This window comes from Asanoa sp. NPDC049475 (genome assembly GCF_040676915.1).
Lineage (GTDB): Bacteria > Actinomycetota > Actinomycetes > Mycobacteriales > Micromonosporaceae > Asanoa.
In genome coordinates this window covers 259,130-282,698 of sequence record NZ_JBFAPY010000008.1, presented here as the reverse complement: position 1 = coordinate 282,698, position 23,569 = coordinate 259,130, and the positions used below count along the sequence as shown (strand labels likewise).

General features: G+C 72.2%; 23 protein-coding genes. 11 read left to right on the top strand and 12 right to left on the bottom strand.

What is annotated here, in order from left to right:
* Nucleotides 1-3: 3 nt before the first annotated feature.
* A complete protein-coding gene (locus AB0J88_RS31555; protein ID WP_364348339.1) occupies nt 4-603 on the bottom strand; it encodes a heme-copper oxidase subunit III in 600 nt (199 codons plus the stop codon).
* Nucleotides 604-706: 103 nt separating this feature from the next.
* Here AB0J88_RS31555 and AB0J88_RS31550 point away from each other — a divergent pair, with 103 nt between their 5' ends.
* The 3 genes from AB0J88_RS31550 to trpD are packed head-to-tail and all read left to right on the top strand — an operon-like array spanning nt 707 to nt 3,169.
* Nucleotides 707-1,633 carry a cytochrome c oxidase assembly protein gene (locus tag AB0J88_RS31550; protein ID WP_364348336.1) on the top strand — a complete coding sequence of 309 codons (927 nt, stop codon included), beginning with the start codon at nt 707-709 and terminating at the stop codon, nt 1,631-1,633.
* Between the two features lie 18 nt (nt 1,634-1,651).
* The gene (locus AB0J88_RS31545; protein ID WP_364348333.1) at nt 1,652-2,068 is read left to right on the top strand and encodes a hypothetical protein; all 417 of its coding nucleotides are present in this window, start codon (nt 1,652-1,654) and stop codon (nt 2,066-2,068) included.
* Nucleotides 2,069-2,107: 39 nt separating this feature from the next.
* Nucleotides 2,108-3,169 (top strand): anthranilate phosphoribosyltransferase, encoded by a 1,062-nt coding sequence (gene trpD / locus AB0J88_RS31540; RefSeq protein WP_364348330.1) that lies wholly within the window; start codon nt 2,108-2,110, stop codon nt 3,167-3,169.
* A gap of 418 nt (nt 3,170-3,587) precedes the next feature.
* Here trpD and AB0J88_RS31535 read toward each other — a convergent pair whose 3' ends face one another.
* Together AB0J88_RS31535 and coxB are read right to left on the bottom strand one after the other, a co-directional pair.
* Nucleotides 3,588-4,013 (bottom strand): cytochrome c oxidase subunit 4, encoded by a 426-nt coding sequence (locus AB0J88_RS31535; protein WP_364348327.1) that lies wholly within the window; start codon nt 4,011-4,013, stop codon nt 3,588-3,590.
* 10 nt (nt 4,014-4,023) lie between these two features.
* Nucleotides 4,024-4,938 (bottom strand): cytochrome c oxidase subunit II, encoded by a 915-nt coding sequence (gene coxB / locus AB0J88_RS31530; protein WP_364348324.1) that lies wholly within the window; start codon nt 4,936-4,938, stop codon nt 4,024-4,026.
* A 121-nt stretch (nt 4,939-5,059) separates the two neighbouring features.
* Between coxB and AB0J88_RS31525 the strand changes: the two genes are divergently transcribed.
* Nucleotides 5,060-6,199 carry an aminotransferase class V-fold PLP-dependent enzyme gene (locus AB0J88_RS31525; RefSeq protein ID WP_364348321.1) on the top strand — a complete coding sequence of 380 codons (1,140 nt, stop codon included), beginning with the start codon at nt 5,060-5,062 and terminating at the stop codon, nt 6,197-6,199.
* Complete coding sequence (locus AB0J88_RS31520) at nt 6,196-6,411, top strand: sulfurtransferase TusA family protein (RefSeq protein ID WP_364348318.1); 216 nt, start codon at nt 6,196-6,198, stop codon at nt 6,409-6,411. Before AB0J88_RS31525 ends, AB0J88_RS31520 begins: the two co-directional genes overlap by 4 nt.
* On the opposite strand, the gene AB0J88_RS31515 is transcribed toward AB0J88_RS31520, so the two are convergent.
* The 4 genes from AB0J88_RS31515 to AB0J88_RS31500 form a co-directional block, all read right to left on the bottom strand.
* On the bottom strand, nt 6,408-6,914 hold the full coding sequence (locus AB0J88_RS31515; RefSeq protein ID WP_364348315.1) for an AAA family ATPase: 507 nt from the start codon (nt 6,912-6,914) through the stop codon (nt 6,408-6,410). The two genes, AB0J88_RS31520 and AB0J88_RS31515, sit on opposite strands and share 4 nt — an antisense overlap.
* Entirely contained in the window at nt 6,911-7,888 is a 978-nt protein-coding gene (locus tag AB0J88_RS31510; protein ID WP_364348312.1) for a carbohydrate kinase family protein, read from the bottom strand. Before AB0J88_RS31510 ends, AB0J88_RS31515 begins: the two co-directional genes overlap by 4 nt.
* Nucleotides 7,889-8,020: 132 nt before the next feature.
* On the bottom strand, nt 8,021-8,386 hold the full coding sequence (gene erpA / locus AB0J88_RS31505; RefSeq protein WP_364348309.1) for an iron-sulfur cluster insertion protein ErpA: 366 nt from the start codon (nt 8,384-8,386) through the stop codon (nt 8,021-8,023).
* A gap of 161 nt (nt 8,387-8,547) precedes the next feature.
* Nucleotides 8,548-9,672, bottom strand: coding sequence for a glycerate kinase (locus AB0J88_RS31500; RefSeq protein WP_364348306.1), 1,125 nt, complete (start codon nt 9,670-9,672; stop codon nt 8,548-8,550).
* A 68-nt stretch (nt 9,673-9,740) separates the two neighbouring features.
* On the opposite strand from AB0J88_RS31500, the gene nadA reads away from it, so the two are divergent.
* The 3 genes from nadA (at nt 9,741) to AB0J88_RS31485 (ending at nt 13,157) form a co-directional block, all read left to right on the top strand.
* Nucleotides 9,741-10,910, top strand: a complete 1,170-nt coding sequence (nadA, locus tag AB0J88_RS31495; RefSeq protein ID WP_364348303.1) for a quinolinate synthase NadA — start codon at nt 9,741-9,743, stop codon at nt 10,908-10,910.
* 198 nt (nt 10,911-11,108) lie between these two features.
* Complete coding sequence (murA, locus tag AB0J88_RS31490) at nt 11,109-12,464, top strand: UDP-N-acetylglucosamine 1-carboxyvinyltransferase (RefSeq protein ID WP_364348300.1); 1,356 nt, start codon at nt 11,109-11,111, stop codon at nt 12,462-12,464.
* 102 nt (nt 12,465-12,566) lie between these two features.
* Nucleotides 12,567-13,157: a DUF3043 domain-containing protein gene (locus AB0J88_RS31485; RefSeq protein WP_364348297.1), complete on the top strand. Its 591-nt coding sequence runs from the start codon at nt 12,567-12,569 to the stop codon at nt 13,155-13,157.
* Between the two features lie 274 nt (nt 13,158-13,431).
* Here the strand turns inward: AB0J88_RS31485 and AB0J88_RS31480 are convergent, their stop codons facing one another.
* Together AB0J88_RS31480 and AB0J88_RS31475 are read right to left on the bottom strand one after the other, a co-directional pair.
* Nucleotides 13,432-13,740 carry an AzlD domain-containing protein gene (locus AB0J88_RS31480; RefSeq protein WP_364348294.1) on the bottom strand — a complete coding sequence of 103 codons (309 nt, stop codon included), beginning with the start codon at nt 13,738-13,740 and terminating at the stop codon, nt 13,432-13,434.
* Nucleotides 13,737-14,423, bottom strand: a complete 687-nt coding sequence (locus AB0J88_RS31475; RefSeq protein ID WP_364348291.1) for an AzlC family ABC transporter permease — start codon at nt 14,421-14,423, stop codon at nt 13,737-13,739. The genes AB0J88_RS31480 and AB0J88_RS31475 overlap by 4 nt, the downstream gene beginning before the upstream one ends.
* Before the next feature lie 55 nt (nt 14,424-14,478).
* Here AB0J88_RS31475 and AB0J88_RS31470 point away from each other — a divergent pair, with 55 nt between their 5' ends.
* Nucleotides 14,479-15,045: an XRE family transcriptional regulator gene (locus AB0J88_RS31470; protein WP_364348288.1), complete on the top strand. Its 567-nt coding sequence runs from the start codon at nt 14,479-14,481 to the stop codon at nt 15,043-15,045.
* On the opposite strand, the gene AB0J88_RS31465 is transcribed toward AB0J88_RS31470, so the two are convergent.
* From AB0J88_RS31465 to AB0J88_RS31455, 3 genes are read right to left on the bottom strand one after another with little or no spacing between them, the layout of a single operon-like run.
* Nucleotides 15,029-15,991 carry an ATP-binding cassette domain-containing protein gene (locus tag AB0J88_RS31465; RefSeq protein WP_364349361.1) on the bottom strand — a complete coding sequence of 321 codons (963 nt, stop codon included), beginning with the start codon at nt 15,989-15,991 and terminating at the stop codon, nt 15,029-15,031. The genes AB0J88_RS31470 and AB0J88_RS31465 overlap by 17 nt on opposite strands.
* Nucleotides 15,991-16,782, bottom strand: a complete 792-nt coding sequence (locus AB0J88_RS31460; protein WP_364349358.1) for an ABC-2 family transporter protein — start codon at nt 16,780-16,782, stop codon at nt 15,991-15,993. The genes AB0J88_RS31465 and AB0J88_RS31460 overlap by 1 nt, the downstream gene beginning before the upstream one ends.
* 10 nt (nt 16,783-16,792) lie before the next feature.
* On the bottom strand, nt 16,793-17,572 hold the full coding sequence (locus AB0J88_RS31455) for an ABC-2 family transporter protein (RefSeq protein ID WP_364348285.1): 780 nt from the start codon (nt 17,570-17,572) through the stop codon (nt 16,793-16,795).
* Nucleotides 17,573-17,822: 250 nt separating this feature from the next.
* On the opposite strand from AB0J88_RS31455, the gene AB0J88_RS31450 reads away from it, so the two are divergent.
* A complete protein-coding gene (locus tag AB0J88_RS31450) occupies nt 17,823-22,448 on the top strand; it encodes a WG repeat-containing protein (RefSeq protein ID WP_364348282.1) in 4,626 nt (1,541 codons plus the stop codon).
* Between the two features lie 53 nt (nt 22,449-22,501).
* Nucleotides 22,502-23,530 carry an aldo/keto reductase family protein gene (locus AB0J88_RS31445; protein WP_364348279.1) on the top strand — a complete coding sequence of 343 codons (1,029 nt, stop codon included), beginning with the start codon at nt 22,502-22,504 and terminating at the stop codon, nt 23,528-23,530.
* The last annotated feature ends 39 nt before the right edge of the window (nt 23,531-23,569 follow it).

Sequence of the window (23,569 nt, the reverse complement as noted above, 5' to 3'; positions counted from 1 at the left end):
TGATCACTGGAGACCGTAGATCATGAGGAACAGACCGATCCACACGACGTCGACGAAGTGCCAGTAGTACGACACGACGATCGCCGACGTCGCCTGCGCCGGGGTGAAGCGCCCCATCGTCGTCCGGATCATGTAGATGATGAAGGCGAGCAGACCGCCGGCCACGTGCAGGCCGTGGAAGCCGGTGGTCAGGTAGAACATCGAGCCGTAACCGTCAGTGTTGATCTTGATGCCCTCGCCGACCAGCGTGTGGTACTCGAAGAGCTGGCCGCACAGGAACGTCAGACCCATCAGGAACGTCAGCGTGAACCACTGCCGCAGCTTGTAGACGTCACCGCGCTCCGCGGCGAACACGCCCATCTGGCAGGTGATCGACGACAGCACCAGGATGACCGTGAACGTCGTCGCGTACGGGATGTTGAGCTCTGGCGTGTGTTCCGCCCAGAGCTCAGGCGCCGCAGCGCGAATGGAGAAGTACATCGCGAACAAAGCCGCGAAGAACATCAGTTCACTGGAGAGCCAGACGATCGTTCCCACCGAGACCATGTTTGGTCTCGTCAGGGAATGGATCCGGCTCTTGTCGATCGCTGGGGCCGCAGTCACGCGGTCATTATTGCGCTCCACCACCGAAGACGATCGCGGGGGTGCGTCCGGCGCGCCGTGGCCCGGCAAATGCCACCAACCCACCCGGGACTAACCTGGCTGCGTGGTCCTGGCAGAAGCGACGCCCCCGCCGTTCACCATCGCGTCGGTGTTCACCGAGATCCGGCTCGACAGCTGGCTGACGGTGCTCCTCGTGGTGGCGGCCGGCCTCTACCTCTACGGCGTGCACCGGCTCCGGGTACGCGGCGACAGGTGGCCGGTCTCCCGCACGGTGTTCTTCCTCGTGCCCGGCCTCGGCGGTATCGCCTCGGTTACGGTCAGTGGCCTGCACGCGTACGACACGACGTTGCTCTCGGTCCACATGGTGCAACACATGGTGTTGTCCATGGGCGCGCCGATCTTCCTCGCGCTCGGCGCACCGATGACGTTGGCCCTACGCACGCTGCACGGCGCTCCCCGCGCCCGGCTGCTCGCGGTGGTGCACAGCCACGTGGCGAAGCTGTTCACCTTCCCGCTCGTGGCGTTCGGCCTGTTCGTGGCCACGCCGTTCGCGCTCTACTTCACCGGCCTCTACGAGCAGACGCTGCGGCACGAGTGGCTGCACGAGCTCACCCACGCGCACTTCATCCTGGTCGGCTGCCTGTTCTTCTGGCCACTGCTGGGCCTCGACCCGTTGCCGGGGCGCTGGCCGTACCCGGCCCGGGCGCTGCTGATGCTGCTGTCCGTGCCGTTCCACACGGTGCTGGGGCTGACCATCATGCAGAGCACGACGCTGCTCGGCGGTGACTGGTACCCGTCGCTGCACCTGTCCTGGGCCAACCCCTTCGACGACCAGCGAGCGGCCGGCGGCATCCTCTGGGCGGGCGGCGAGTTCGTCAGTGTGACGATGATCGCGGTGCTGGTGGTGCAGTGGATCCGCGCCTCCGAGCGGGAGGCCCGCCGGATCGACCGCGAGCTCGACCGGCAGGAGGCCCGGGAGCGGGCTCAAGATCAAAACGACGCGACGGTACGATCGGCGGCGCACGACTAACCACGTGGGAGCCTTTCAATGACCGACCGCACGTACACCGTCCTGCTCTACAGCGACGACCCGAAGGTGCGCGACCGGATGCGCCTGGCCGTGGGCACCCGGCCGGCCGCCGACCTGCAGGTCGAGTTCGTCGAGGCCGACGACTACGACGCCTGCGTGCGCCTGGTCGACGACTACGAGATCGACCTGATGCTGCTCGACGGCGAGGCGACCCCGGCCGGCGGCGTGGGCCTGGCCCGGCAGATCAAGGACGACCGCCCCAACGCCGCGCCGCCGGTCTGCCTCGTGCTGGCCCGCGCCGCCGACCGTTGGCTGGCCGCCTACGCGCAGGTCGAGGGCACCCTGATGTTCCCGCTCGACCCGATCGAGACCGGCCGCACCGTCGCGGCCATGCTCCGCTCGTACGCCTCCGGCGGGCCGGTCACCACCGCCTGAGTTCCCCTGATACCTCCGGCCCGACACGGGAGGCCCGGCATGGGCGATCGGACCTGGCCCAACCTGCTCGCCGCGCTGCTGCGCGACGAGGACCTCGCCACCCCGGACACGGCGTGGGCGATGGGCGAGATCATGGCCGGCTCGGCCACACCCGCCCAGATCGCCGCGTTCATGATGGCGCTGCGGGCCAAGGGTGAGACGCCGGCGGAGCTCGGCGGCCTCGTCGAGGCGATGCTCACCGCCGCGGTCACCGTCGACCTGCCGGAGTCCGTGCGGGCCGACGCGGTCGACGTCGTCGGCACCGGCGGCGACCGGGCGCACACGGTCAACATCTCGACGATGGCCGCGATGGTGGTCGCCGCCTGCGGCGTCCGGGTGGTCAAGCACGGCAACCGCGCCGCGTCGTCGCTGTGCGGCACCGCGGACCTGCTGGAGCACTTCGGCATCCCGCTGGAGCTCGGCCCGGCCGGGGTGGCCCGCACCGTGGCCGAGGCGGGCATCGGCTTCTGCTTCGCGGCCCGGTTCCACCCGGGCATGCGGCACGCCGGCCCGACCCGACGCGAGATCGGCGTGCCGACCGCGTTCAACTTCCTGGGGCCGCTCAGCAACCCGGCCCGTCCGCGCTCGGGCCTGGTCGGCTGCTTCGACGAGCGGATGGCCCCGGTGGTGGCGGCCGTGTTCGCCGGCCGCGGCGACTCGGTGCTCGTGGTCCGCGGCGAGGACGGCCTCGACGAGATCAGCACCGCCGCGCCGACCCGGGTCTGGCTGGCCCACGACGGAGCGGTCCGCGAGACCCGCCTCGACACGGTCGACCTGGGCCTCCCCCGCTCCGCCCCGGGCGACCTGCGCGGCGGCGACGCGTCCTTCAACGCCGACGCGGCCCGCCGCGTCCTGGCCGGCGAGCGCGGCCCGGTCCGCGACGCCACCCTGGTCAACGCCGCGGCGGCCCTGGTGGCCCACGCGGGCGGCGCGGACGACCTGCTGCCGGCCCTGGCCACGGCCCTGGAACGGGCGGCCAACGCCGTCGACAGCGGCGCCGCGGCAGCCCTCCTGGACCGCTGGATCACCGTCGCCCAGGCAGCCAAGGCCGACGGCCTGTAAGCCCGCCGACAGGCGACCGCCAGAAGACCGCCACACAAGCCGGCCATTCCGCTACAGGCCCCGTCGCACGACCCGCAAGCCCACCCAGGCCGCCGACAGGCGGTGACACGCCGGCGCTCGCCTGCCCTACGCCAGACCTAGGTAAATGGATGCTGCTCCAGCAGCAATCTTTACCCAGATCTCGAAGGGGCGACCCACCGCGGACCTGGCAGCGCAGCGAAGCGGAGCGGTCCCCGGCGGGAGCGACGGTCCGGACCAGTGCGAACCCGGGACAAACAAAGCAGGAACCGACAGCAGCAACCACGGTCCGGACCACCGCGAACCCGGGCAAGAGAAAACGCGCAGCGACAAAAGAAGATCCGGAGCTCGGGAAAAGCGAAAGGCCGACCCGCCGGGCCGGCCTTTCGACGAAGAGAATCTAGTGTTCCGCGGTGCGGCGGGTTCCGGTGTAGTACTCGAAGAGCAGGCCGCAGGCCGCGAGGACGACGCAGACCAGGCCGATGGCCAGCAGCCAGACCTGCCAGAACACCATGCCGAGGCCGGCGATCGTGGCGGCCAGGGCGATGCCGAACGGCCAGTAGCTGCCCGGGCTGAAGAAGCCGATCTCGCCCGCGCCGTCGGCGATCTCGCCGTCGGAGCGGTCCTCCGGGCGCGGCTCGATGCGCCGGCTGACGAACCAGAAGAAGCCGCCGCACATCGTGGTGAGCAGGAAGCTCAGTGCGAGCGCGACCGTGCCGACCCAGTCGATGCCCTGGGTCTGCGCGTTGGTCCAGAAGGCGTAGACGAACGTCGCGACGAACAGGAAGGCGGAGATGACGCTGAACAGTTTCCATTCGGTGCGCATGGCCGGCCTCTCAGTTGCCCGTGCCGGCGGCGGTGCCGCCCGGGTTGAAGTTCGAGTCGTCACGCCGCGTCGGGAACGGCGACGTGGTGGACGCCAGCGGGTCCTCACCGATCGCCTCGAGCGCCTGCTGCGTGCTCTGCCCGCCGCGCTTCGCGGCCAGGAACTGGTCGTACTTGTCGCCCGAGACGGCGCGCAGCTCGAAGTTCATCATCGAGTGGTACGTGCCGCAGAGCTCGGCACAGCGGCCGACGTACGCGCCCTCCTGGTCGATGGTGACCTCGAAGACGTTGCGCACGTTGCCCGGGAAGACGTCGCGCTTGAACAGGAGCTCCGGCACCCAGAACGAGTGGATGACGTCGCGGCTGGTCTCCTCGAACCGGATCGTGCGGCCGGTCGGCAGCACCAGGACCGGGATGATCTCGGTGGTGCCCAGGGTGGACGCCACCGTCTCACCGACCTTGCCGCCCTCGGTCGGGCCGGACTGGTAGTTGAACTGCCAGTTCCACTTGAACGCCTCGACCTCGACCGTCACGGCCGGGTCGGCGGTCACCTTGTTCACGTCGGTCTGCACGATGGCCGTGTAGTAGAAGAGCACCGAGACGACCAGGACCGGCGCGATGGTGTAGAGGAACTCCATCGGCATGTTGAACCGGGTCTGCACGGGGAGCTTGTCGCCCCGCTTCCGGTAGCGGATGACGCACCAGAAGATCAAGCCCCAGACGAAGACGCCGACGATCAGCGCCGCGACGGTCGACCCGATCCACAGGTCGTACATCCGCTTGGACTGCTCGGTGATGCCGTTCTGCGGCCAACCGAAGCCGTCGACGTGACTGCCGACGTCACAACCGGAGAGCAGCAACAGCAGCGCACCGCCGACGCCGACACCGGCCAACCGGACGGCCGTCGACCGCGCTTTCGAACGCACTGCGGACACGTTGTGGTCCTGCCCCTCTCGCACCTGCCGTCACCGACGGTCGCACATTACTCGACCAAGGTCCTCACACCGCTCCGGGGGTCGGCGCGCCGCCCGGGGATAACGTTTGATCGTGGGGGTTTCAGAAGCCTATTTCGACACGGCGAGCGCCGCACCGTTGCATCCGGCGGCCAAGCAGGCGCTGGCCGCGGCCCTGGACGACGGCTGGGCCGACCCGGCCCGGCTCTACTCGCGGGCGCGGCGGGCACGCCAGCTGTTGGACGCCGCTCGCGGCGCCACGGCCGAGGTGCTCGGGGTGCGTCCGGACGAGCTGTCGTTCACTGCGGGCGGCACCGCGGCGGCCCACACGGCCGTGCTGGGCGGGCTCGCGGGCCGGGAACGCGTCGGCCGTGGTCTCGTGCACTCGGCGATCGAGCACTCCGCCGTGCTGCACACGGCGGAACGGCACGTCGCGGCCGGTGGCACCGTGCGTGAGGTGGGTGTGGACCGGCTCGGCCGGGTCGACCTGGCGGCGTTCGCGGAGGCGGTCGCCGCGCCGGGCACGGCGTTGGCCGCGCTGATCAGCGCCAGCCACGAGGTCGGCACGGTGCAGCCTGTCGCGGCGGCCGGCACGCTGTGCGCCGAGCACGGCGTGCCGCTCTATGTGGACGCGGCGCAGTCGGTCGGACGCGTGCCGTTGCCGGACGGCTGGTCACTGCTCACCGCCAGTGCCCACAAATGGGGCGGACCGCCCGGTGTCGGACTGTTGGTGGTGCGCAAGGGCACCCGCTTCCTGGCGCCGGGGCCGTCCGAGGAGCGCACGGACCGGTCCACCGACCTGCCGGCGATCGTGGCGGCCGCGGCGTCGCTGCGGGCGGCGGCGGCCGAGGCGGCGACGCTGGCCGAACGGCACCGCGCGCTGGTCGACCGGATCCGGGCCACGGTGGCCGCGACCGTTCCCGACGTCGAGGTGGTCGGCGACCCGGCCGACCGGCTGCCGCACCTGGTGACGTTCTCGTGCCTCTACGTCGACGGCGAGGCGCTGCTGCACGCGCTCGACCGGCGCGGGTTCGCGGTCTCGTCCGGCTCGTCGTGCACCTCGTCGACGCTGACCCCGAGCCACGTGCTGGTCGCGATGGGTGTGCTGTCGCACGGCAACGTGCGGGTGTCGCTGCACCGCGACAGCACGGAGGAGGACGTCGACCGGTTCCTGGCGGAGCTGCCCGGCATCGTGGCCGACCTGCGTGCCGAGGCGGGGGTGGTCGACCTATGACCGAGGTCCTCGACTGCCGGGGCCAGCGCTGCCCGCTGCCGGTCATCGCGCTGGCCCGTCGCCTCCCGGACCTGCCGGTCGGCGCGACGCTGCGGGTGCTGGCCGACGACCCGGCCGCGGCGACCGACATCCCGGCGTGGTGCCGGATGCGCGGGCAGCACTACCTGGGCTCCCCGTCGCCGGACGCCTTCGACGTGCGGCGCGACCTCTAGTCGGTGATCCAGGAGAGGGTGCCAGGCAGCGGGTCGCCGGGCACCGAGGTGTCGACGACCAGGCGGCGGCCGACGTACGGCTCGTACTCGGCCATCCGCAGCACCGTCGCCTCCCAGGTCGGGTTGCCCTCGGGTGCGGCGGCGTGGCGCGTCTCGACCCGGCGCCGGTGCTCGGTCATGTCGCCGCACCAGACCTCGACGACGCGCAGCGCCGCCCCGCTGCGCTCGCAGATCGCCGGCCAGGTCGCCCGGGCCGCGGCCACCGCGTTGACAGCGTCGACCACGACGGTCAGCCCCATCGCGAGCTGGGCCTCGGCCAGGGCGGCGACGACGTCGTACGCGGTGACGCCCGGCGCCGTCTCGACCACCTCGTGCGCGCGCAGCACCCGGTCGACGTGGTCCACGGTGAGCACGGGCACGGCCAGCGCGGTGCCCACCTTGGCGGCCAGGGTGCTCTTGCCGACCCCGGGCAGGCCGGCGAAGACGACCAGGCGGGGAGTCACCCCTTCAGATGCGGCCGCACCTCGTCGGCCGCTTCCTGCCCGTACGAGTCGCCGAGCCGCTTGAGGAACGTGTCGGCCCGCAGGTCGTACTCCTGGCCACCGGCACCCTCGAGGACCAGCCCGGCGAGCAGCGAGCCGATCTGCGCGGAGCGCTCGAGGTCGAGACCCCAGGACAGGCCGGCGAAGAAGCCGGCGCGGAAGCCGTCGCCGACGCCGGTCGGGTCGATCGGCCGCACGTCGGCGGCGATCGGCACGTGGATGCGCTCGATGTCCTTGCCGGTGATCTCGACGCCGTTCTTGCCGAGCGTGGTGACCCGCACGGCCACCTTCTCGATCACCTCGGCGTCGGAGAGGCCGGTCTTGCTCTCCAGCAGCGACTTCTCGTAGTCGTTGGTGAGCAGGTACGCGGCGCCGTCGATGAGCTGGACGATGTCCTCGCCGCCCATCCGGGCCAGCTGCTGCGACGGGTCGGCCGCGAAGCGGTAGCCGCGCTCCCGGCACTCCTGCGAGTGGCGCACCATGCCCTGCGGGTCGTCGGCGCTGATCAGCACCAGGTCGAAGCCGCCCACCCGGTCGTTGGCCGGGGCGAGCTCGATGTTGCGGGCCTCGCTCATCGCACCCGCGTAGAACGAGGCGATCTGGCACATGTCCTCGTCGGTGGTGCAGACGAAGCGCGCGGTGTGCAGCACCTCGGAGACGTGCACCGAGTCGCAGTCGACGCCGTGGCGCTCCAGCCAGGACCGGTAGTCGTCGAAGTCCGTGCCGACGGCGCCGATCAGCACCGGCCGCAGCCCGAGCCGGGCCATCCCGAAGGCGATGTTGGCGGCCACCCCGCCGCGCCGGACCACCAGGTCGTCGATCAGGAACGAGAGCGACACCTTGTGGAGCTGGTCGGCGATCAGCTGGTCGGCGAACCGACCGGGGAAGTGCATCAGGTGGTCGGTGGCGATCGAGCCGCTAACGGCGATCTTCATTTCGGCCCTCGGGGTCGGTGGACAGTGGCGGCACCTGGCTGCGGTGCGCGGGGAAGCTTACCGGCCGGTCAGACACGACGAACGGGACCGCCGGAGGAGGCGGCCCCGTTCGTCAGACGGTGTGTGTGCGGCTTAGTGGAACGAGTCGCCGCAGGCGCAGGAGTTCTGCGCGTTGGGGTTGTCGATCGTGAAGCCCTGAGCGTCGATCCGGTCGGCGAAGTCGATCGTGGCGCCGGTCAGGTAAGGCGCGCTCATCCGGTCGATGACGACCTCGACGCCGCCGAACTCGTTGACGATGTCGCCGTCGAGCGAGCGCTCGTCGAAGAAGAGCTGGTAACGCAGGCCCGAGCAGCCACCCGGCTGGACGGCCACCCGCAGCCGCAGGTCGTCGCGGCCTTCCTGCTCGATCAGGGCCTTCACCTTCACCGCCGCGACGTCGGTGAGGACAACGGTCGTAGCCGCGGTCTCGGCCGACCCGGTCTGCGCTGAAGTGGTCACGTGGGATCTCCCTGCTCGCTGCGATCGCCGGCCCCTGGGACCAACGTGGTCTCTCGGGCCAACGCTAGCCCGTCGGCCGGGCATTCCCCATCAGGGTCGCCGCCAAATTCTACCCCGGTCCCGGACAACGGGACTGTTGAGGCGAATCTCACCGGTCGGCGCTACCGCGACCACTGCCCCGCGAGTCGCGTCGCGAGTTCCCGCAGGCCAGCAGCCGGCCGCGCGAGCGCCTGGGCCTCGTCGCCGAAATGGTCCACGAGGCTGTACGTCTCCGTCACGCCGGCGTTGGCCGCCTCGCGACGACCGGTGCTGACCCGTCCGGCCAGCACCACGCAGGGCACGCCCCGGTCCCGAGCGCCGCCGGCGACCCCCGCGACCACCTTGCCGCGCAGCGACTGATGGTCGAACGAGCCCTCCCCCGTGATCACCAGGTCGGCGGCGTCCAGGGCCGCTTCCAGCCCGATCATCCGGGTAACGAGCCCGATGCCCGATTCGCAACGCCCGCCGAGCGCGAGGACGGCCGCGCCGAGCCCACCGGCGGCACCCGCGCCCGGGAGCGCCGCCACGTCGGGAGGACAGGTCGGAAGGTCCTTCACGAGTACGCCGGCGAACCGCTCGAGCGCGGCGTCCAGCAGGAGGACGTCGGCGCGGTCGGCACCCTTCTGCGGGCCGTAGACGTTGGAGGCGCCGTGCAGGCCGGTCAGCGGGTTGTCGACGTCGGTGGCTGCGACGAGGGTGGCGCCGCGGGTCATCGGCAGGCCGCCGAGCCCGGCCACGTGGGCCAGCGCCGCACCGCCGTAGGGCAGCGCGGCGCCGTGCTCGTCCAGGGGCGCGGCACCCAGCGCGGCCAGCATGCCGGCGCCGCCGTCGTTGGTCGCGGAGCCGCCCAGGCCGATCACCACGGTGCGGGCGCCGGCCTCGACGGCGGCGAGGACCAGCACGCCCAGGCCGTACGACGTGGTCGCCTTGGGGTCCCGTTCGTCGCTTTTCAGCAGGTGGAGGCCGCAGGCCTGGGCGCTCTCGACGTAGGCGGTGGCCCGGTCGGGGCTGAGCAGCACCTCGGCGTCGACGGGCCGGCCGAGCGGGTCAGTGGTGCGCACGTGCAGCCTGCTCCCTTGAACGGGCGCCGCCAGCACCTCGACGAAGCCCGGGCCGCCGTCCGAGAGCGGCCGCAACGTGAGCTCGTCGCCGGGCGCGCGCTGGCGCCAGCCCTCGGCGACCGCCTCCGCCACGTCCGGCGCCGAGATCGTGCCGGCGAACTTGTCGGGGCAGACCAGAATCCGCATAGCGGCAGTGTGACAGCCCACAGTCACCAGGCCGCTGGGGGCGGGCGTCACGGTGGGAAGATTGACCTGTGACGTCGACCTGGACCGAACCCGCCAACACGGCGACCGCCCTGCTGCTGCTCGGGCGTGGCGCCGACCCGTCGTCGGAGAAGGGTGTCGACTGCCCGGGTGACCTGCCCGCGCCGAGCGACCCCGATCTCGTGGCCCGCGCCACCGCCGCGAAGGCCAAACTCGGCTCGAAGGTGTTCGTGCTCGGCCACCACTACCAGCGCGACGAGGTCATCCAGTTCGCGGACGTGACTGGTGACTCGTTCAAGCTGGCGCGCGAGGCGGCGGCCCGCCCGGACGCCGAGTACATCGTCTTCTGCGGTGTGCACTTCATGGCCGAGTCCGCGGACATCCTGACCACCGACGCGCAGAAGGTGGTGCTCCCCGACCTGGCCGCCGGCTGCTCGATGGCCGACATGGCGCAGCTCCAGCAGGTCGAGGCCGCCTGGGACGCGCTGGTCGACGCCGGTGTCGCCGACTCGACCGTCCCGGTCACCTACATGAACTCCTCGGCCGACATCAAGGGCTTCGTCGGCCGCCACGGCGGCGTGGTCTGCACGTCCTCCAACGCCGAGCGGGCGCTGCGCTGGGCGTTCGAGCGGGGGCAGCGCGTGCTGTTCCTGCCCGACCAGCACCTGGGCCGCAACACCGCCGTGCTGGAGATGGGCTTCGACGCCGACGACTGCCTCCTCTACGACCCGCACAAGCCCCAGGGCGGGTTGACCCAGGCGCAGCTCGGGCAGGCCAAGATGCTGCTCTGGCGCGGGCACTGCTCGGTGCACGGCCGGTTCACCAAGTCGGCCGTCGACGAGGTGCGGATGCGGGTGCCGGGCGTCAACGTCCTGGTCCACCCCGAGTGCCGCTACGACGTGGTGACCGCGGCCGACTACGTCGGTTCGACGGAATACATCATCAAGACCATCGAGAACGCGCCGGCCGGCTCGGCCTGGGCGGTCGGCACCGAGCTCAACCTGGTGCGGCGGCTCGCCCTGGCCCACCCCGATAAGCAGGTCATGTTCCTCGACCGGCAGGTCTGCTACTGCTCGACGATGAACCGGATCGATCTGCCGCACCTCGTGTGGGCGCTCGAGGAGCTCGCCGAGGGCCGGCTGGTGAACCAGATCACGGTCGATCCGAAGACCTCGGCGGAGGCTCGGTCCGCATTGGACCAGATGCTCGCCCTGCCCTGATCTTCCCGTGACTCTTCGTGGCGCCCGGCATTACCGGGTGCCACAGTCGTCCTGATTTCGTGCCAGACAACCCGGTGTGTGTGGCCCCACGCCCATCACCGAGCGCTATGCTGCCCGGGCGCCACTCCCGATCAACCCGCGATTCAGCGCATTGGTTACGGCCTACGTGTCGAATCGCTGCCCGCCCCGGAGGTTGCCTTGCCCGATGACGTCCTGGTCGTACACGGCGGCACGCCCCTGCATGGTCAGATCCGGGTCCGCGGAGCCAAGAACCTCGTCTCCAAGGCAATGGTCGCGGCCCTGCTCGGTGACGAGCCCAGCCGGCTGTACGACGTGCCCCGGATCCGTGACGTCGAGGTCGTCCGCGGCCTGCTCGGCCTGCACGGCGTCAAGGTCACCGACGGCGCCGAGGACGGCGAGCTGATCCTCGACCCGGCCAACGTCGAGCGGGCGTCGACCGACGAGATCAACGTGCACGCCGGCTCCAGCCGGATCCCGATCCTGCTGTGCGGCCCGCTGCTGCACCGGCTCGGCCACGCGTTCATCCCGGACCTGGGCGGCTGCCACATCGGCCCGCGCCCGATCGACTTCCACATCCAGGCGCTGCGCGAGTTCGGCGCGGTGGTCGACAAGACCCCCGAGGGCATGCACCTGACCGCGCCCGCGGGCCTGCACGGCACCAAGTTCGAGCTGCCGTACCCGAGCGTCGGCGCGACCGAGCAGGTGCTGCTGACCGCGGTGCTGGCCAACGGCGTGACGGAGCTGCGCAACGCGGCCGTCGAGCCGGAGATCATCGACCTCATCTGCGTGCTCCAGAAGATGGGCGCGATCATCACGGTGCACACCGACCGCGTGATCGAGATCGAGGGCGTCCCGCGCCTCGGCGGCTACACCCACCGGCCGATCCCCGACCGCATCGAGGCGGCCTCCTGGGCGGCCGCGGCGCTGGCCACCCGGGGCGAGATCGAGGTCCTGGGCGCGCAGCAGGTCGACATGATGACCTTCCTGAACGTGTTCCGCTCCATCGGTGGTGAATACAAGGTCACCGACACCCTCCCGCCGCGGGGCTCGTCCGCCGGCACCGAGGGCGGCATCCGGTTCTGGCACCCAGGCGGCGAGCTTCGTGCCGTGGCGCTGGAGACCGACGTGCACCCGGGCTTCATGACCGACTGGCAGCAGCCGCTGGTGGTCGCCCTGACCCAGGCGCGCGGGCTGTCGATCGTCCACGAGACGGTGTACGAGCAGCGCCTGGGCTACACCGAGGCCCTGAACACGATGGGCGCGACGATCCAGGTCTACCGGGACTGCCTCGGTGGCACCCCGTGCCGGTTCGGCCGTCGCAACTTCAAGCACTCCGCGGTGATCGCCGGCCCGTCCAAGCTGCACGCGGCCGACCTGGTCATTCCCGACCTGCGGGCCGGGTTCAGCCACCTGATCGCCGCGCTGGCCGCGGAAGGCACCTCGCGCGTCTACGGTGTCGACCTGATCAACCGTGGCTACGAGGACTTCGAGAGCAAGCTCTCCGCGCTGGGCGCACACGTCGAACGTCCCTGACCTCTGTCGATGCCGAGGCGAGCTGATCTTGGGGTCGGCTCGTCTCGGCGTGTCCGGGCCGGTTAACCTTCTGGTAAGCGCCGCGCCGCAGAAGGGCATCCCGTGCAGTCGCTGTTTCGCCGCAAGTCATCCGATGTGGTCGAGGAGACCCCTGAGGCTCCCGAGACGCTGGAGTCCGCCCGTCCCAAGGGCTACACGCCCGCCAAGGGCCGGGAGACCCCGAAGCGCCCGAACGCGGGGCGCCAGCCGGCCGGCAACGCCAAGGCGCTGACCAAGGAAGAGGCCAAGGAGCGCAAGCGCACGCTGCGCCAGGAGGCCGCCGCCGAATACCGCCGCGAGGGCGGCCCGCGCGACCGCGGCCCGGAGCGCCAACTCGCCCGCAACGTGGTCGACTCCCGCCGCACGGCAGGCACCTACTTCTTCGGCGGCGCGCTGATCGTGCTGATCGGCTCGAACGGCGCCATGCCCGATCTTGTCCGGACGGTCGCCACGTCGCTCTGGGGCGTCCTACTGCTCGCCGTGATCGTCGACGCGGTCCTGATCGCCCGCAAGATCAAGCGACTGGTGCAGGAGCGGTATCCCAAGACCGAGCAGCGGATGGGGTCGCTCTACATGTACGCGATCATGCGGTCGCTCACCTTCCGCCGCATGCGCGTCCCCGGCCCGGCGGTGAAACTGGGCGAAAAGGTCTAAATCTCTCCGTTGTGCGGTAAGGCCCCTCGTTCGAGGGGCCTTTTCCGTATCAGTCGACGGCAGCCAGGCCGGCCTGGCTGCCGTCACGGCAGCAGTCGAAGCCGGCCAGCGGGCAGGGCGGCCGTGGCCTCCCCCTGGCGTCAGCCGAAGCCACCCGGGCGGCCATGCCCGCCGCCGTCGCATCAGGCGAAGCCGGCCAAGCGGCGCAGGGCGGCCTTGGCCGGGGACATGGCATCAGGCCCGGCGCAGGGTGGCCGTGGCCGCCGCCGTCGCATCAGGCGACGCCGGCGAGGCGGAGCAACGCGGCTGTGGCGGCGGCCGCGACCACCACGACGACGAACGGGGCCCGACGCCAGGCCAGAACGGCGCCTACGGCGACGCCGGTGGGTCTTGCCACGCCCGCGAAGACGCCTGAGTCGTAGAAGGTCGCCGTTGCGGCCAGAGCCGCGAGCAGGGCGGCCGCGGCCATCGGGAGCAGGACCTGGACGCGGTCGGGCAGCGCGACCCGCTCGCGCAGGATGACACCGGCCAGCCGGAACGCGTAGGTGCCGATCGCCAGGCCGACGATCACCGCGAGGATCATGACGATTTCTCCGACCGGGTACGGCGCCGCAACGCCACCATGAGCAGGCCTGTCAGGGCCAGGAGGACCGGCAGGCCGGCGGGCAGGATCGGGGTGGTGATCAGGGCGACCAACGCCCCTGTCAACGCGACCAACCGGATCGTCGGGTCCCGTAGCGTCGGCAGCAGCAGTGCGAACAGGCCCGCCGGGAACGCCGCGTCGAGGCCGAGGCGGGACGGGTCGCCCACGTTGCCGAGCAGGACACCCAGCGCCGCACCGATGTTCCACAGGACGAAGAGCGTGCAGCCCGTCGCCCAATAGGCGCGGCGCCGGCGGGCGGGGTCCGGTTGGGCCAGGGCGAACGCGACCGACTCGTCGATCAGCAGGTGGGCGCCGACCAGGCGTTGCCACCAGCGGGTGCCGATCACCTCGCCGATCGCCAGGCCGAACGGGAGGTGGCGGGCGTTGAGCAGGAGGCCCGCGAAGATCGCCGCGAACGGGTTGCCGGCCGCGATCAGGCCGACCGCCAGGAACTGCGAGCCGCCGGCGAAGACCACCAGCGACATCAGGATGGTCAGCCCCGGGCGAATCCCCGCCGCCACCGCGATCGCGCCGAACGAGATGCTCACCGCGAACACCGCCAGGCCCAGCGCCCCGACGTCGCGTACCAGGGAGCGATCGCCAAGGATGGACCCGACAGTCATGGTTACCGATCGTGCCCGCACGGGGTAGCGTTCGTCAAGGCGAACAAGTAGACCGATGGAGCGAACAGTGACCCAGCCGACCATCGCCGCCACCATCGCCGCGGCTTTGCGGCACGAGCGGGAGCGGGCCGGGATCTCGCTGACCGAGCTGGCCCGCCGCGCCGGCATCGCCAAGTCGACGCTCTCCCAGCTCGAGAGCGGCGTCGGCAACCCGAGCGTCGAGACCCTCTGGTCCCTCGGCGTCGCCCTCGACGTGCCGTTCAGCCGGCTCGTCGAGCCGCCCGCGCCCGCGCTGCGGGTGATCCGGGCCGGCGACGGGCCGCGGATCAAGTCGGACCAGCTCGACTACACGGGCACCCTGGTCGCCGCCGGGTCGCGCGCGGCACGCCGGGACATCTACGTCATGACGATCGAGCCCGGCGCCGTGCGCCACGCCGAGGCGCACACCCCCCGCAGTGTCGAGCACATCGTGGTGGCCGCGGGCCGCCTGCGCACCGGGCCGGCCGGCGAGACCGTCGACCTCGACCCCGGCGACTACGCGACCTTCGCCGGAGACGTCCCGCACACGTACGAGGCGATCGAACCGGGCACCTTCGCCGTGCTCGTCATGGAGCATCCGTGACCGGCACACCGGTGTAGAGCCGAGCCACCACGTCCTCGATGTCGGGCTCCACGATGGACACGTCACGGATCGCCAGGCCGGCCAACCGGACCAACAGCTCACCGGCGGTCGCACCGGTCAGGTCGTACTCGAAACGCAGTGGACTGACCGCGCTCAGCGTCGCGCCCGGCACCTCAGGCGGCGACGAAGGCGACTCGAGCTCGACCACCACCCGGCGGCGCGAGCCGTAGCGCGCGTGCAGCGCCTCGATCGTGCCGTCGTGCACCACCCGGCCGTGGTCGATGACCAGCAGCCGCCGGCACAGCTTCTCGATGTCGGCCAGGTCGTGGGTGGTCAGCATCAGCGTCACGTCGCCGGTCGCGCCGAGCTCCGCCAGGAAGCCGCGGACCGCCTGCTTGCTGACCACGTCGAGCCCGATCGTCGGCTCGTCCAGGAAGAGCACCTCGGGACCGTGCAGCAACGCCGCGGTCAACTCGCCGCGCATCCGCTGGCCCAGCGAGAGCTGGCGGACCGGGGTGTCTACGAACGCGTCGAGGTCGAGCAGCGAACGGCAACGGAACAGCCGGGCGGCGTGCTCGGCCGGCGGCACCCGGTAGATGTGGCGCAGCAGGTCGAACGACTCGCGCAGGGGCAGATCCCACCAGAGCTGGCTGCGCTGGCCGAAGACCACACCGATCCGGCGGGCGAGCCGCGTACGCTGCCGCACCGGCGAGAGCCCGCAGACGCTGACGTCGCCGGCCGTGGGGGTCAGCACGCCCGTGAGCATCTTGAGCGTGGTCGACTTGCCGGCGCCGTTGGGGCCGATGTAGCCGACCATCTCGCCCCGCTCGATCGCGAGGTCGACGCCGTCGACCGCGGCCACCGTGCGGCGGTCGCGCCGCAGCCGCCCGACCTTGACCCGGACCGTGAACTCCTTGCGCAACCCGCGCGCCGCGATGACCGTCATCATGACCCCGTGCTCGTGTAGCGCCGCAGACCGGCCCGCCAGATCAACGCCGCCGCGGCGGTGGCCGGCAGGGCGACCAACGGCGCGACCCAGCCGACCCAGTCGGGCAGGCCGATCGGGTCGCGCTTGCCCAGCAGCGCCAGCGCCGGGTAGTAGGAGACGAAGGCGAATCCCAGCCCGTACGCGAAGGCGTTCCGAAACCATCCACTGTAGACGCTGACCGGATAGCTGGTGAAGTCCCGACCTCCGTAGGTGAAGGCGTTGCCGAACTCGCCGGACTCGGTCCACCAGAACGCGACCGACGCGGTGATGACGAAGACCGCGCCGAAGAACACGATGCCGCCGACCGGGGCGAGGACGGCCAGCAGCACCCGGCCCGGCGTCCAGGTGATGTCGGCCGCGCCGAGCGCGACGAGGTAGACGGTGGCACCGAAGCCGGCCCGGGACAGCTTGTGCAGCGGCAGGTCCATCAGCACGAGCTGGGGCAGCGCCCGCAGCGGGCGCACCAGCACGGCGTCGAAGCGGCCCGTGCGCACGTACAAGGTGATCCGCTCGATGTTGCCGACCAGCATGTCGCCCGTCGCGAACGCGCACGCCGACATGCCGGTGACCACCAGCGCCTCGCGCAGGTCGAGGCCGCCGAGCGTGCGGGTCACGCCGAACAGCACGAACACCGTGAACACGTCGAGCACCGTGGCCCAGACGTTGGAGACGACGTCGATGGCGAAGGACAGCCGGTACGAGGTCTGGCTGCGGGCCTGGCCGCGGAACAGTGCCCAGTAGGCGCGCATGGCGCCGGGCTCAGCCACCCTGCACCACCAACCGGCGCTCGGCCCGGCGTTGCACCACGCGGCAGAGCACGAGCACCAGCACGACCCAGCCGGCTTGCAGGGCCACGAGCCAGAGTTGGCGCGGCGTCGGGTCGATCTCGACCAGCACGTCCAGCGGCGTCTGGAACAGGCTGGGCAGGGGCGTGAGCAACCACAGCGGCACGACGAGAGCGTCCGGCAGGAAGCGCAACGGGAAATAGAGCCCACCGAGTACGCCGGAGACGAGCGCCCACAGGATCATCGGCCCGCGGATGTCGAGCAGCCAGTAGCCGGTGGCGTTGACCAGGTAGCGGCAGCCGAAGCAGAGCACGGTGGCCAGCAGCACGGAGACCACGAACAGCGGCACGGTCGTCCAGCGATGCGGGACATAGAACGGGAAGAACAACGGACCGGTGAGCACCGGGGGTACGAGTCGCGTCACCAGGGCGTGACCGGCCCGGCCCAGATCCGTGGCCAGATAACGGGTCACCGGGTCGACCGGGCGCAGCAGGTCGGCGACGACGTCGCCGGTGCGGATCCGGTCGGCGAGCTCGGTCCAGCCCCACAGCAGGACGACAGCCAGCAAACCCTGTCCGAACCATACGAACGTGGCGAGGCGGGCGGCGTCGTAGCCCGCGACCGTGGCCGTGCCCGCGCCGGCCGCCACGGCCAGCAGCACGTAGCAGCGCAGGAAGCCGAAAACGGTGTTGGTGAACGCGCCCGCGACGGTTGCCTGCCGATAGGTCGAGTATCGGCGGAATCCCGCGCCCATTAGCGCCAAGAATGTCCTGATATCGCTGGCGACATTCGCAGAACGCGGGCGGGGGACAGTGGCGGTGACCAAGTCCACGCCGTTACCCTCCATCCGCGACATACGCCGTATCGGGCCGCATGACAGTATCGGGTGCCGGCGGATGCCGCGCGACACAAATTCCGACGAGGTGACCCGCCGTGAACGATCGACGCGAACCGCGCTCCAGCGGCTCGCGCGCGGGGAACGAACGGCGGATCGGCGTGCCCGGATGAGCAACGAACGGGCAGATCGGCGGCGCCGCGACGGCGGCCGGGGACGCGACCGCGACCGGCGCGCCGACGACGACCGACTAGACAGCGGCTGGGGCGACGAGGACGGCTGGCTCCGCGAGCTCGGCCGCAGCGACACCGGCTCCACCGGCGGCGGATACAAGGACCCCAACGACCCGTGGGCCTGGGCCAAGGACCGCCCACCGGCGCCCGGCTGGGAACCGACCGGTGTACCAGCCGGTCCCGGCGGACCCGGCTGGGACGACGGCCCCGGACAGCAGCCCGGCCAGGCGTTCGGCCCCGGACCCCGGCGGGTCGCGTCCGCCGAGCCGTCGTGGGTGAGTGAGCGCACCGACGAATGGGCGGCCTCCGCCGGTGAGCGCTACCCCGGCGACCAGCCGCAGCAGCGTTCCGGGCGCTCGTCCGGGCGCGCCGTGGTGCGCGGCCGGGCCGGTGCGGCGCCGGATCCGGTCGCCGAGAGCTACAACGCGGACCCGCGGCTGGCCGACCCGAGCGCCACCGACCCGCACATGCCGGACCCTCGTGCGCCGCATCCGATCTCACCGGTCGACGGCGCCGGACGGCGCGGCCGCGGTGCCGACCTCGACGGCCCACCGGCGCGGCGCGGCGCACCCGCCGGGCGCGAGGCCGCCCTCCACGACGAGCGCGGGCGCGGCCCGGCGCACGACGACCGGCTCGCCCCGCCGCGAGGCGACCGCCGCGCTCCCGCTCCCGGATGGGCCGACCGGCCGCAGTCTCCCGCCGGCCCCGGGTGGGCCGGGCGACCGCAGTCGCCGGACGGACCGGACCGGGCCGACCGGCCCCAGTCCCCCGCCGGACCCGGCTGGGCCGACCGGCCCCAGTCCCCCGCCGGACCCGGCTGGGCCGGCCGACCGCAGTCGCCCGCCGGACCGGAGCGGGACGACCGGCGTCCGGGCCGGCGTGGTGCGCCACCCGGACGCGAGGCCGCCTTCCACGACGAGCGCGGAGCCGAGCCGTGGGACCGCGGTGGTCGGCCGCCGGTCGACGGCGGCCGGCGCGGGCCGGCGGGACCGGTGTCGCCGGGCTACCCGCACGAGCAGTTCCCGGACGAGCGGCCGCCCGGCCGGCGCCCGGCGGGTCCGCCGCGCCAGGTGGACCGGCCGGCGGCGCTGCACGACGAGACCCGGCGCGGGCGCCCCTACGACGAGCGCCCGCCGTTCGACGACCGTGACGGGCCGCGCCGTGCCGACCGCCCGGGTGGTTGGGACGAGCGGCGCGGTGGGCCGCCTCCGGGCTACCGGGACCGGCCGGTCGAGCCGATCTCGCCCGCCTACCCGGACGAGCCCGTCCGTCGGGGCGAGCCGGACCGCCGGCCGTACCGCGACGAGCGCCCGGCCGCGTTCCGTCAACCGGGGCCGCCACCGCCGCCGTACTCGGACGCGCCCGACGGTCCGCGTCGCGACGAGCGGCCCGCCGCCTACCGCGACCAGGCGCCGCCACGGCACGCGCCAGGGCGCGACGAGCGCGTCGTGCCGTTCCGCGAGCCCGACGAGCGGCGCCGCGACGAACGGCCCGCCGCTCGGCACGAGCCGCCGCCGCGGCGCGAGCCGGTGCCGCCGCACGCCGAGCCGCCGCGTCGCGACGAGCGCCCGGCCGCGTTGCGCGAGCCGGCGCCGTTCACCCACGATCCCCAGGTCGACCGGCGGCCCGCCGCCCGTCACGACGAGCGCGTCGCTCCGCGTCCGCCGGTGGTCGACGACCTGCCGACCGCGCCGCTGTCGCCGCCCCCGCCGCGCCAGCCCGAGCGGCTGGGCGAGGCACCGACGCGGTCCGACCGCGACGGTGGCACGCCCGAGCCGTGGCTCGTGGCGCCGCCGGCGCCGTTCGTGCCCGAGTTCGGCGAGTCCCGGCCCGCCGAGCAGCCGCCCGCCGCCGAGCCGGCCCCGGTGGCCGAGGTGCCGCCGCCGGTCGAGGTGCCGGTCCAGGCGCCGGTCGCGGAGACGCCGGTTGTCGGGCTGCCGGTGGCCGAGGTGCCACCGGCGGCCGAGGCCGCCGCGTCCGTCCGCGTGCCGGCACCGCGCACGGGAGACTCCGCACCCGCCTACCCGCGGCGGATCTCGGACGCCGAGCTCCACGCCGCACCGACGGACGAGACACCGGAGCCGGCCCCGGCCCCGGCCCCGGCCGAGCCACGCCGCGACCGCGGCTGGTTCGCGGCGGCCCAAGCCGAACCGGCAACCCCCACCGAGCCGATCGCAGAGCCGGAACCGATCGCAAAGCCCGAACCCGTCGCGGAGGCCGAGCCGGTCGCGAAGGCCGAACTAGTCGCGGAGGCCGAGCCGGTCGCGAAGGCCGAACCCGTCGCGGAGGCCGAGCCGGTCGCGAAGGCCGAACTAGTCGCAGAGCCCGAACCCGTCGCAGAGCCCGAACCCGTCGCGAAGGCCGAACCCGTCGCAGAGCCCGAACCCGTCGCAGCGCCCGAACCCGTCGCAGAGCCCGAACCGGTCGCGAAGGCCGAGCCGGTCGCGAAGGCCGAGCCGGTCGCGGAGCCCGGGCCGATCGAGGCCGCCCCGACCCCTCAGACGGAGCCGGTCGAGGCGACAGCGACGGCAGAACCGGCGGAGCCGGCCGAAGAGACTCGACCCGAGCCGGTCGCGGCGACGGAAGAGAGCGAACCCGACGCCATCGCGCCGGTCGAGGCGCCGAAGCCGCCCGTCATCGACGGCCTCCGGCTGGACCTGCAGGAGGCAACCCGACCGGTGTCCGCCCCGCCGGCTACCCCGGCCCCGGTGGACGAGCCGACCGCGGAACCCCCGGACGCCGCGCCGGCGGACGGCGGCACCGTCATCGAGACGGCGACCCGGGCGGACGCGGGCACGGACGAACCAGCCGCGGTGGAGGACGCCCCCGAAGAGGCCGACGAGGTGCCAACCACGAGGGCGGACGAGACCACCGAGTCCGGCGAGGGCGAGGCGGATTCAGCACCGGACGACAGCACGACCGAGGACACCGGTCCGGCACCGTCCCCCGTATCCCCGGAAGAGCCGGAAGCAGCCGCGGACCCGGCACCGACCCCCGAGTTGGAACCGAGGACCGACCCGGCACCGACCCGCGAACCGGAACCAGAAACCGACCCGGAACCCATCCTCGAACTGGAAGGGAAGACCGCGCCGGAGGCCGAGCAGAAGGCTTCCGCGGATACCGTGCTGCCGGTGCCGGAAGGCACCGCGGCCGGCGCGGCGACCGCCCTACGGGCGCCGACGATGCTGCATCCGGTCGTCACCTCCGACGCGGACAAGGACGAGGACACCGCCGACGAGCCCGAGCCGGACCAGCCGAAGGATCCGGAACAGGTGCTCGCGGCCTATCAGTGGCGGTTCCACCACGAGACCCTGCGCGAGCTGGTCGAGGACCCCGACGAGCTGCGGACGATCCGCGACCAGCTCACCGTCAAGGTCGACGCCGCGACCGACAACGCCTCGCGGGCGAGACTGCTCAGCCTTCGGGCGGTCGTCTCGCGGATCCTCGGCGACCTCGGCAAGGCGCTCGCCGACGGCAAGCTGGCCCTCGCGCACGCCGAGGCGACCGGCGAGCTGCGCCGGATCTCGATCGCGCAGGCCCGCCTCGCGCACGTGCTCCAGTGGCGCGGTGACTACGCGGAGGCGGACCGGCTCAACGCGCTGGCCAACTCCCCCGAGCTGCCGGACCGGCTGCGGGCGACCATGCACGAGCACGCGGGCCGCTCCTGCTACGACCAGGGCCGCTACATCGAAGCCTGCAACCACTTCGAGAAGGCCTTGGACCTGCGCAAGGTGGACGATCCGGAGCTGATCGCCCGCACCGAGCAGGCCCTCGACGCGGTGCTGGCCAAGGTGGCGACGAACGGCCTCGGCCCCTATCCGCGCGACGAGGACGAGATCCTCCAGATCCACAAGCCGCCCAAGCCCAGGTTCAGCGAGAAGGTGCAGAGCTGGGGCTACGTGGACGCGGACGGTGAGTGGGCGATCGCGCCGAGCTACGCCGAGGTGCAGCCGTTCCGGGAGGGTGTCGCCTGGGTGCGCCGGCCCGAGACCGAGCCGTGGGAGCTCATCGACGAGTCGGGCGAGGTGCGCCTCTTCGCGTCGCTGGGCTATCTCGGGGTCGGCTCGTTCCACGACGGGCTCGCCTGGGTCTCGCACAACGGCCGGGGCAACTGGCTGGCGATCGAGAAGTCCGGCGAGGTCGTCATCAACATCGGCTTCGAGGACGTACGCCCGTTCCGCGGCGGTGTCGCGGCGGTCAAACGGGGCGCCTGGGGAGCGATCGACAAGGGTGGTCGCACGGTGTTGCCACCCCAGTACACCGGGTTCGCGACCGCGTTGACCGATGGCCGCTATGTGGACGGTTTCACCGACGAGGGACTGGCGGTCGTGGACTCCGGCGGGCGCAAGGGCGTGGTCGACCGCAACGGCCGCGTGCTGGTGCCGCCGCGCTTTCCGGCGCTGGTCATCCACCCGGTCGCGTTCCTGGTCGGGGGCGGCCAAGGGCTGTGGGGCGCACTCGACCGGCGCGGCGAGCCGCTGATCGACATCGTCCACGGCAGCCGGGCCGCGGTGACCGAGGAGATCGACCGGCTGTTGGCGGACACCAAGCCCGTTCTCTAGGACAAGATCATCCGCGTGGGTTACAAACTTCGCGCGGGGTTAATGTGTGCCACATGGAATTCCGTCACCTAGGCCGATCGGGCCTTCAGGTCAGCGCGATCTCGTACGGCAACTGGATCACCCACGGCTCCCAGGTCGAGGAGGACGCCGCGGCCGCCTGCGTCCGTGCCGCACTCGACGCGGGCATCACGACGTTCGACACCGCCGACGTGTACGCCGGCACCCGTGCCGAGGCCGTGCTCGGCCGCGCCCTCAAGGGCCAGCGCCGTGAGGGCCTCGAGATCTTCACCAAGGTGTACTGGCCGGCCGTCCCCTCCGGGCCGGACGACACCGCCACCCCCGGACACAACGACCGCGGCCTGTCGCGAAAGCACATCATGGCCTCGATCGACGGGTCGCTGCGCCGACTGCAGACCGACTACGTCGACCTTTACCAGGCGCACCGGTTCGACTACGGAACGCCGCTGGAGGAGACCATGTCGGCGTTCGCCGACGTCGTGCACTCCGGCAAGGCGCACTACATCGGCGTCTCCGAGTGGCGGGCGGAGGAGCTGCGGGCGGCCCACGAGCTGGCCCGTGAGCTGCGCATCCCGCTCGTCTCCAACCAGCCGCAATATTCGATGCTCTGGCGGGTCATCGAGACCGAGGTCGTGCCGACCTCCGAGGAGCTCGGCATCAGCCAGATCGTCTGGTCGCCGATCGCCCAGGGCGTGCTGACCGGCAAGTACCTGCCCGGCCAGCCCCCGCCGGCCGGCTCGCGGGCGACCGACGAGAAGTCGGGCGCCGGGTTCATCTCCCGGTTCATGTCCGACGAGGTGCTGACCGCGGTGCAGAAGCTCAAGCCGCTGGCCGAGCAGGCCGGGCTGACCATGGCCCAGCTCGCGGTCGCGTGGGTGCTCCAGAACCCCAACGTGGCGTCGGCGATCGTCGGCGCGACCCGCCCCGAGCAGGTGCACGACAACGTCAAGGCGGCCGGCGTGAAGCTGGAGGAGGGCATCCTCAAGCAGATCGACGAGGCGCTCGGCGGCCTGGTCGAGCGCGACCCGGCCAAGACCGAGTCGCCCCGCAACATCCGCGCGTGACCCTCGCGGCGGCGCGGCCCACCACGGGCCGCGCCGCTG

Excerpts from the sequence above, each read along its gene's own strand:
- AB0J88_RS31545 (WP_364348333.1), top strand. The coding sequence starts at position 1,652 with ATGACCGACCGCACGTACACCGTCCTGCTCTACAGCGACGACCCGAAG.
- trpD (WP_364348330.1), top strand. The coding sequence starts at position 2,108 with ATGGGCGATCGGACCTGGCCCAACCTGCTCGCCGCGCTGCTGCGCGAC.
- AB0J88_RS31535 (WP_364348327.1), bottom strand. The coding sequence starts at position 4,013 with ATGCGCACCGAATGGAAACTGTTCAGCGTCATCTCCGCCTTCCTGTTC.
- AB0J88_RS31520 (WP_364348318.1), top strand. The coding sequence starts at position 6,196 with ATGACCGAGGTCCTCGACTGCCGGGGCCAGCGCTGCCCGCTGCCGGTC.
- AB0J88_RS31510 (WP_364348312.1), bottom strand. The coding sequence starts at position 7,888 with ATGAAGATCGCCGTTAGCGGCTCGATCGCCACCGACCACCTGATGCAC.
- AB0J88_RS31500 (WP_364348306.1), bottom strand. The coding sequence starts at position 9,672 with ATGCGGATTCTGGTCTGCCCCGACAAGTTCGCCGGCACGATCTCGGCG.
- AB0J88_RS31480 (WP_364348294.1), bottom strand. The coding sequence starts at position 13,740 with ATGATCCTCGCGGTGATCGTCGGCCTGGCGATCGGCACCTACGCGTTC.
- AB0J88_RS31475 (WP_364348291.1), bottom strand. The coding sequence starts at position 14,423 with ATGACTGTCGGGTCCATCCTTGGCGATCGCTCCCTGGTACGCGACGTC.
- AB0J88_RS31470 (WP_364348288.1), top strand. The coding sequence starts at position 14,479 with ATGGAGCGAACAGTGACCCAGCCGACCATCGCCGCCACCATCGCCGCG.
- AB0J88_RS31465 (WP_364349361.1), bottom strand. The coding sequence starts at position 15,991 with ATGACGGTCATCGCGGCGCGCGGGTTGCGCAAGGAGTTCACGGTCCGG.
- AB0J88_RS31460 (WP_364349358.1), bottom strand. The coding sequence starts at position 16,782 with ATGCGCGCCTACTGGGCACTGTTCCGCGGCCAGGCCCGCAGCCAGACC.
- AB0J88_RS31455 (WP_364348285.1), bottom strand. The coding sequence starts at position 17,572 with ATGGGCGCGGGATTCCGCCGATACTCGACCTATCGGCAGGCAACCGTC.
- AB0J88_RS31450 (WP_364348282.1), top strand. The coding sequence starts at position 17,823 with ATGAGCAACGAACGGGCAGATCGGCGGCGCCGCGACGGCGGCCGGGGA.
- AB0J88_RS31445 (WP_364348279.1), top strand. The coding sequence starts at position 22,502 with ATGGAATTCCGTCACCTAGGCCGATCGGGCCTTCAGGTCAGCGCGATC.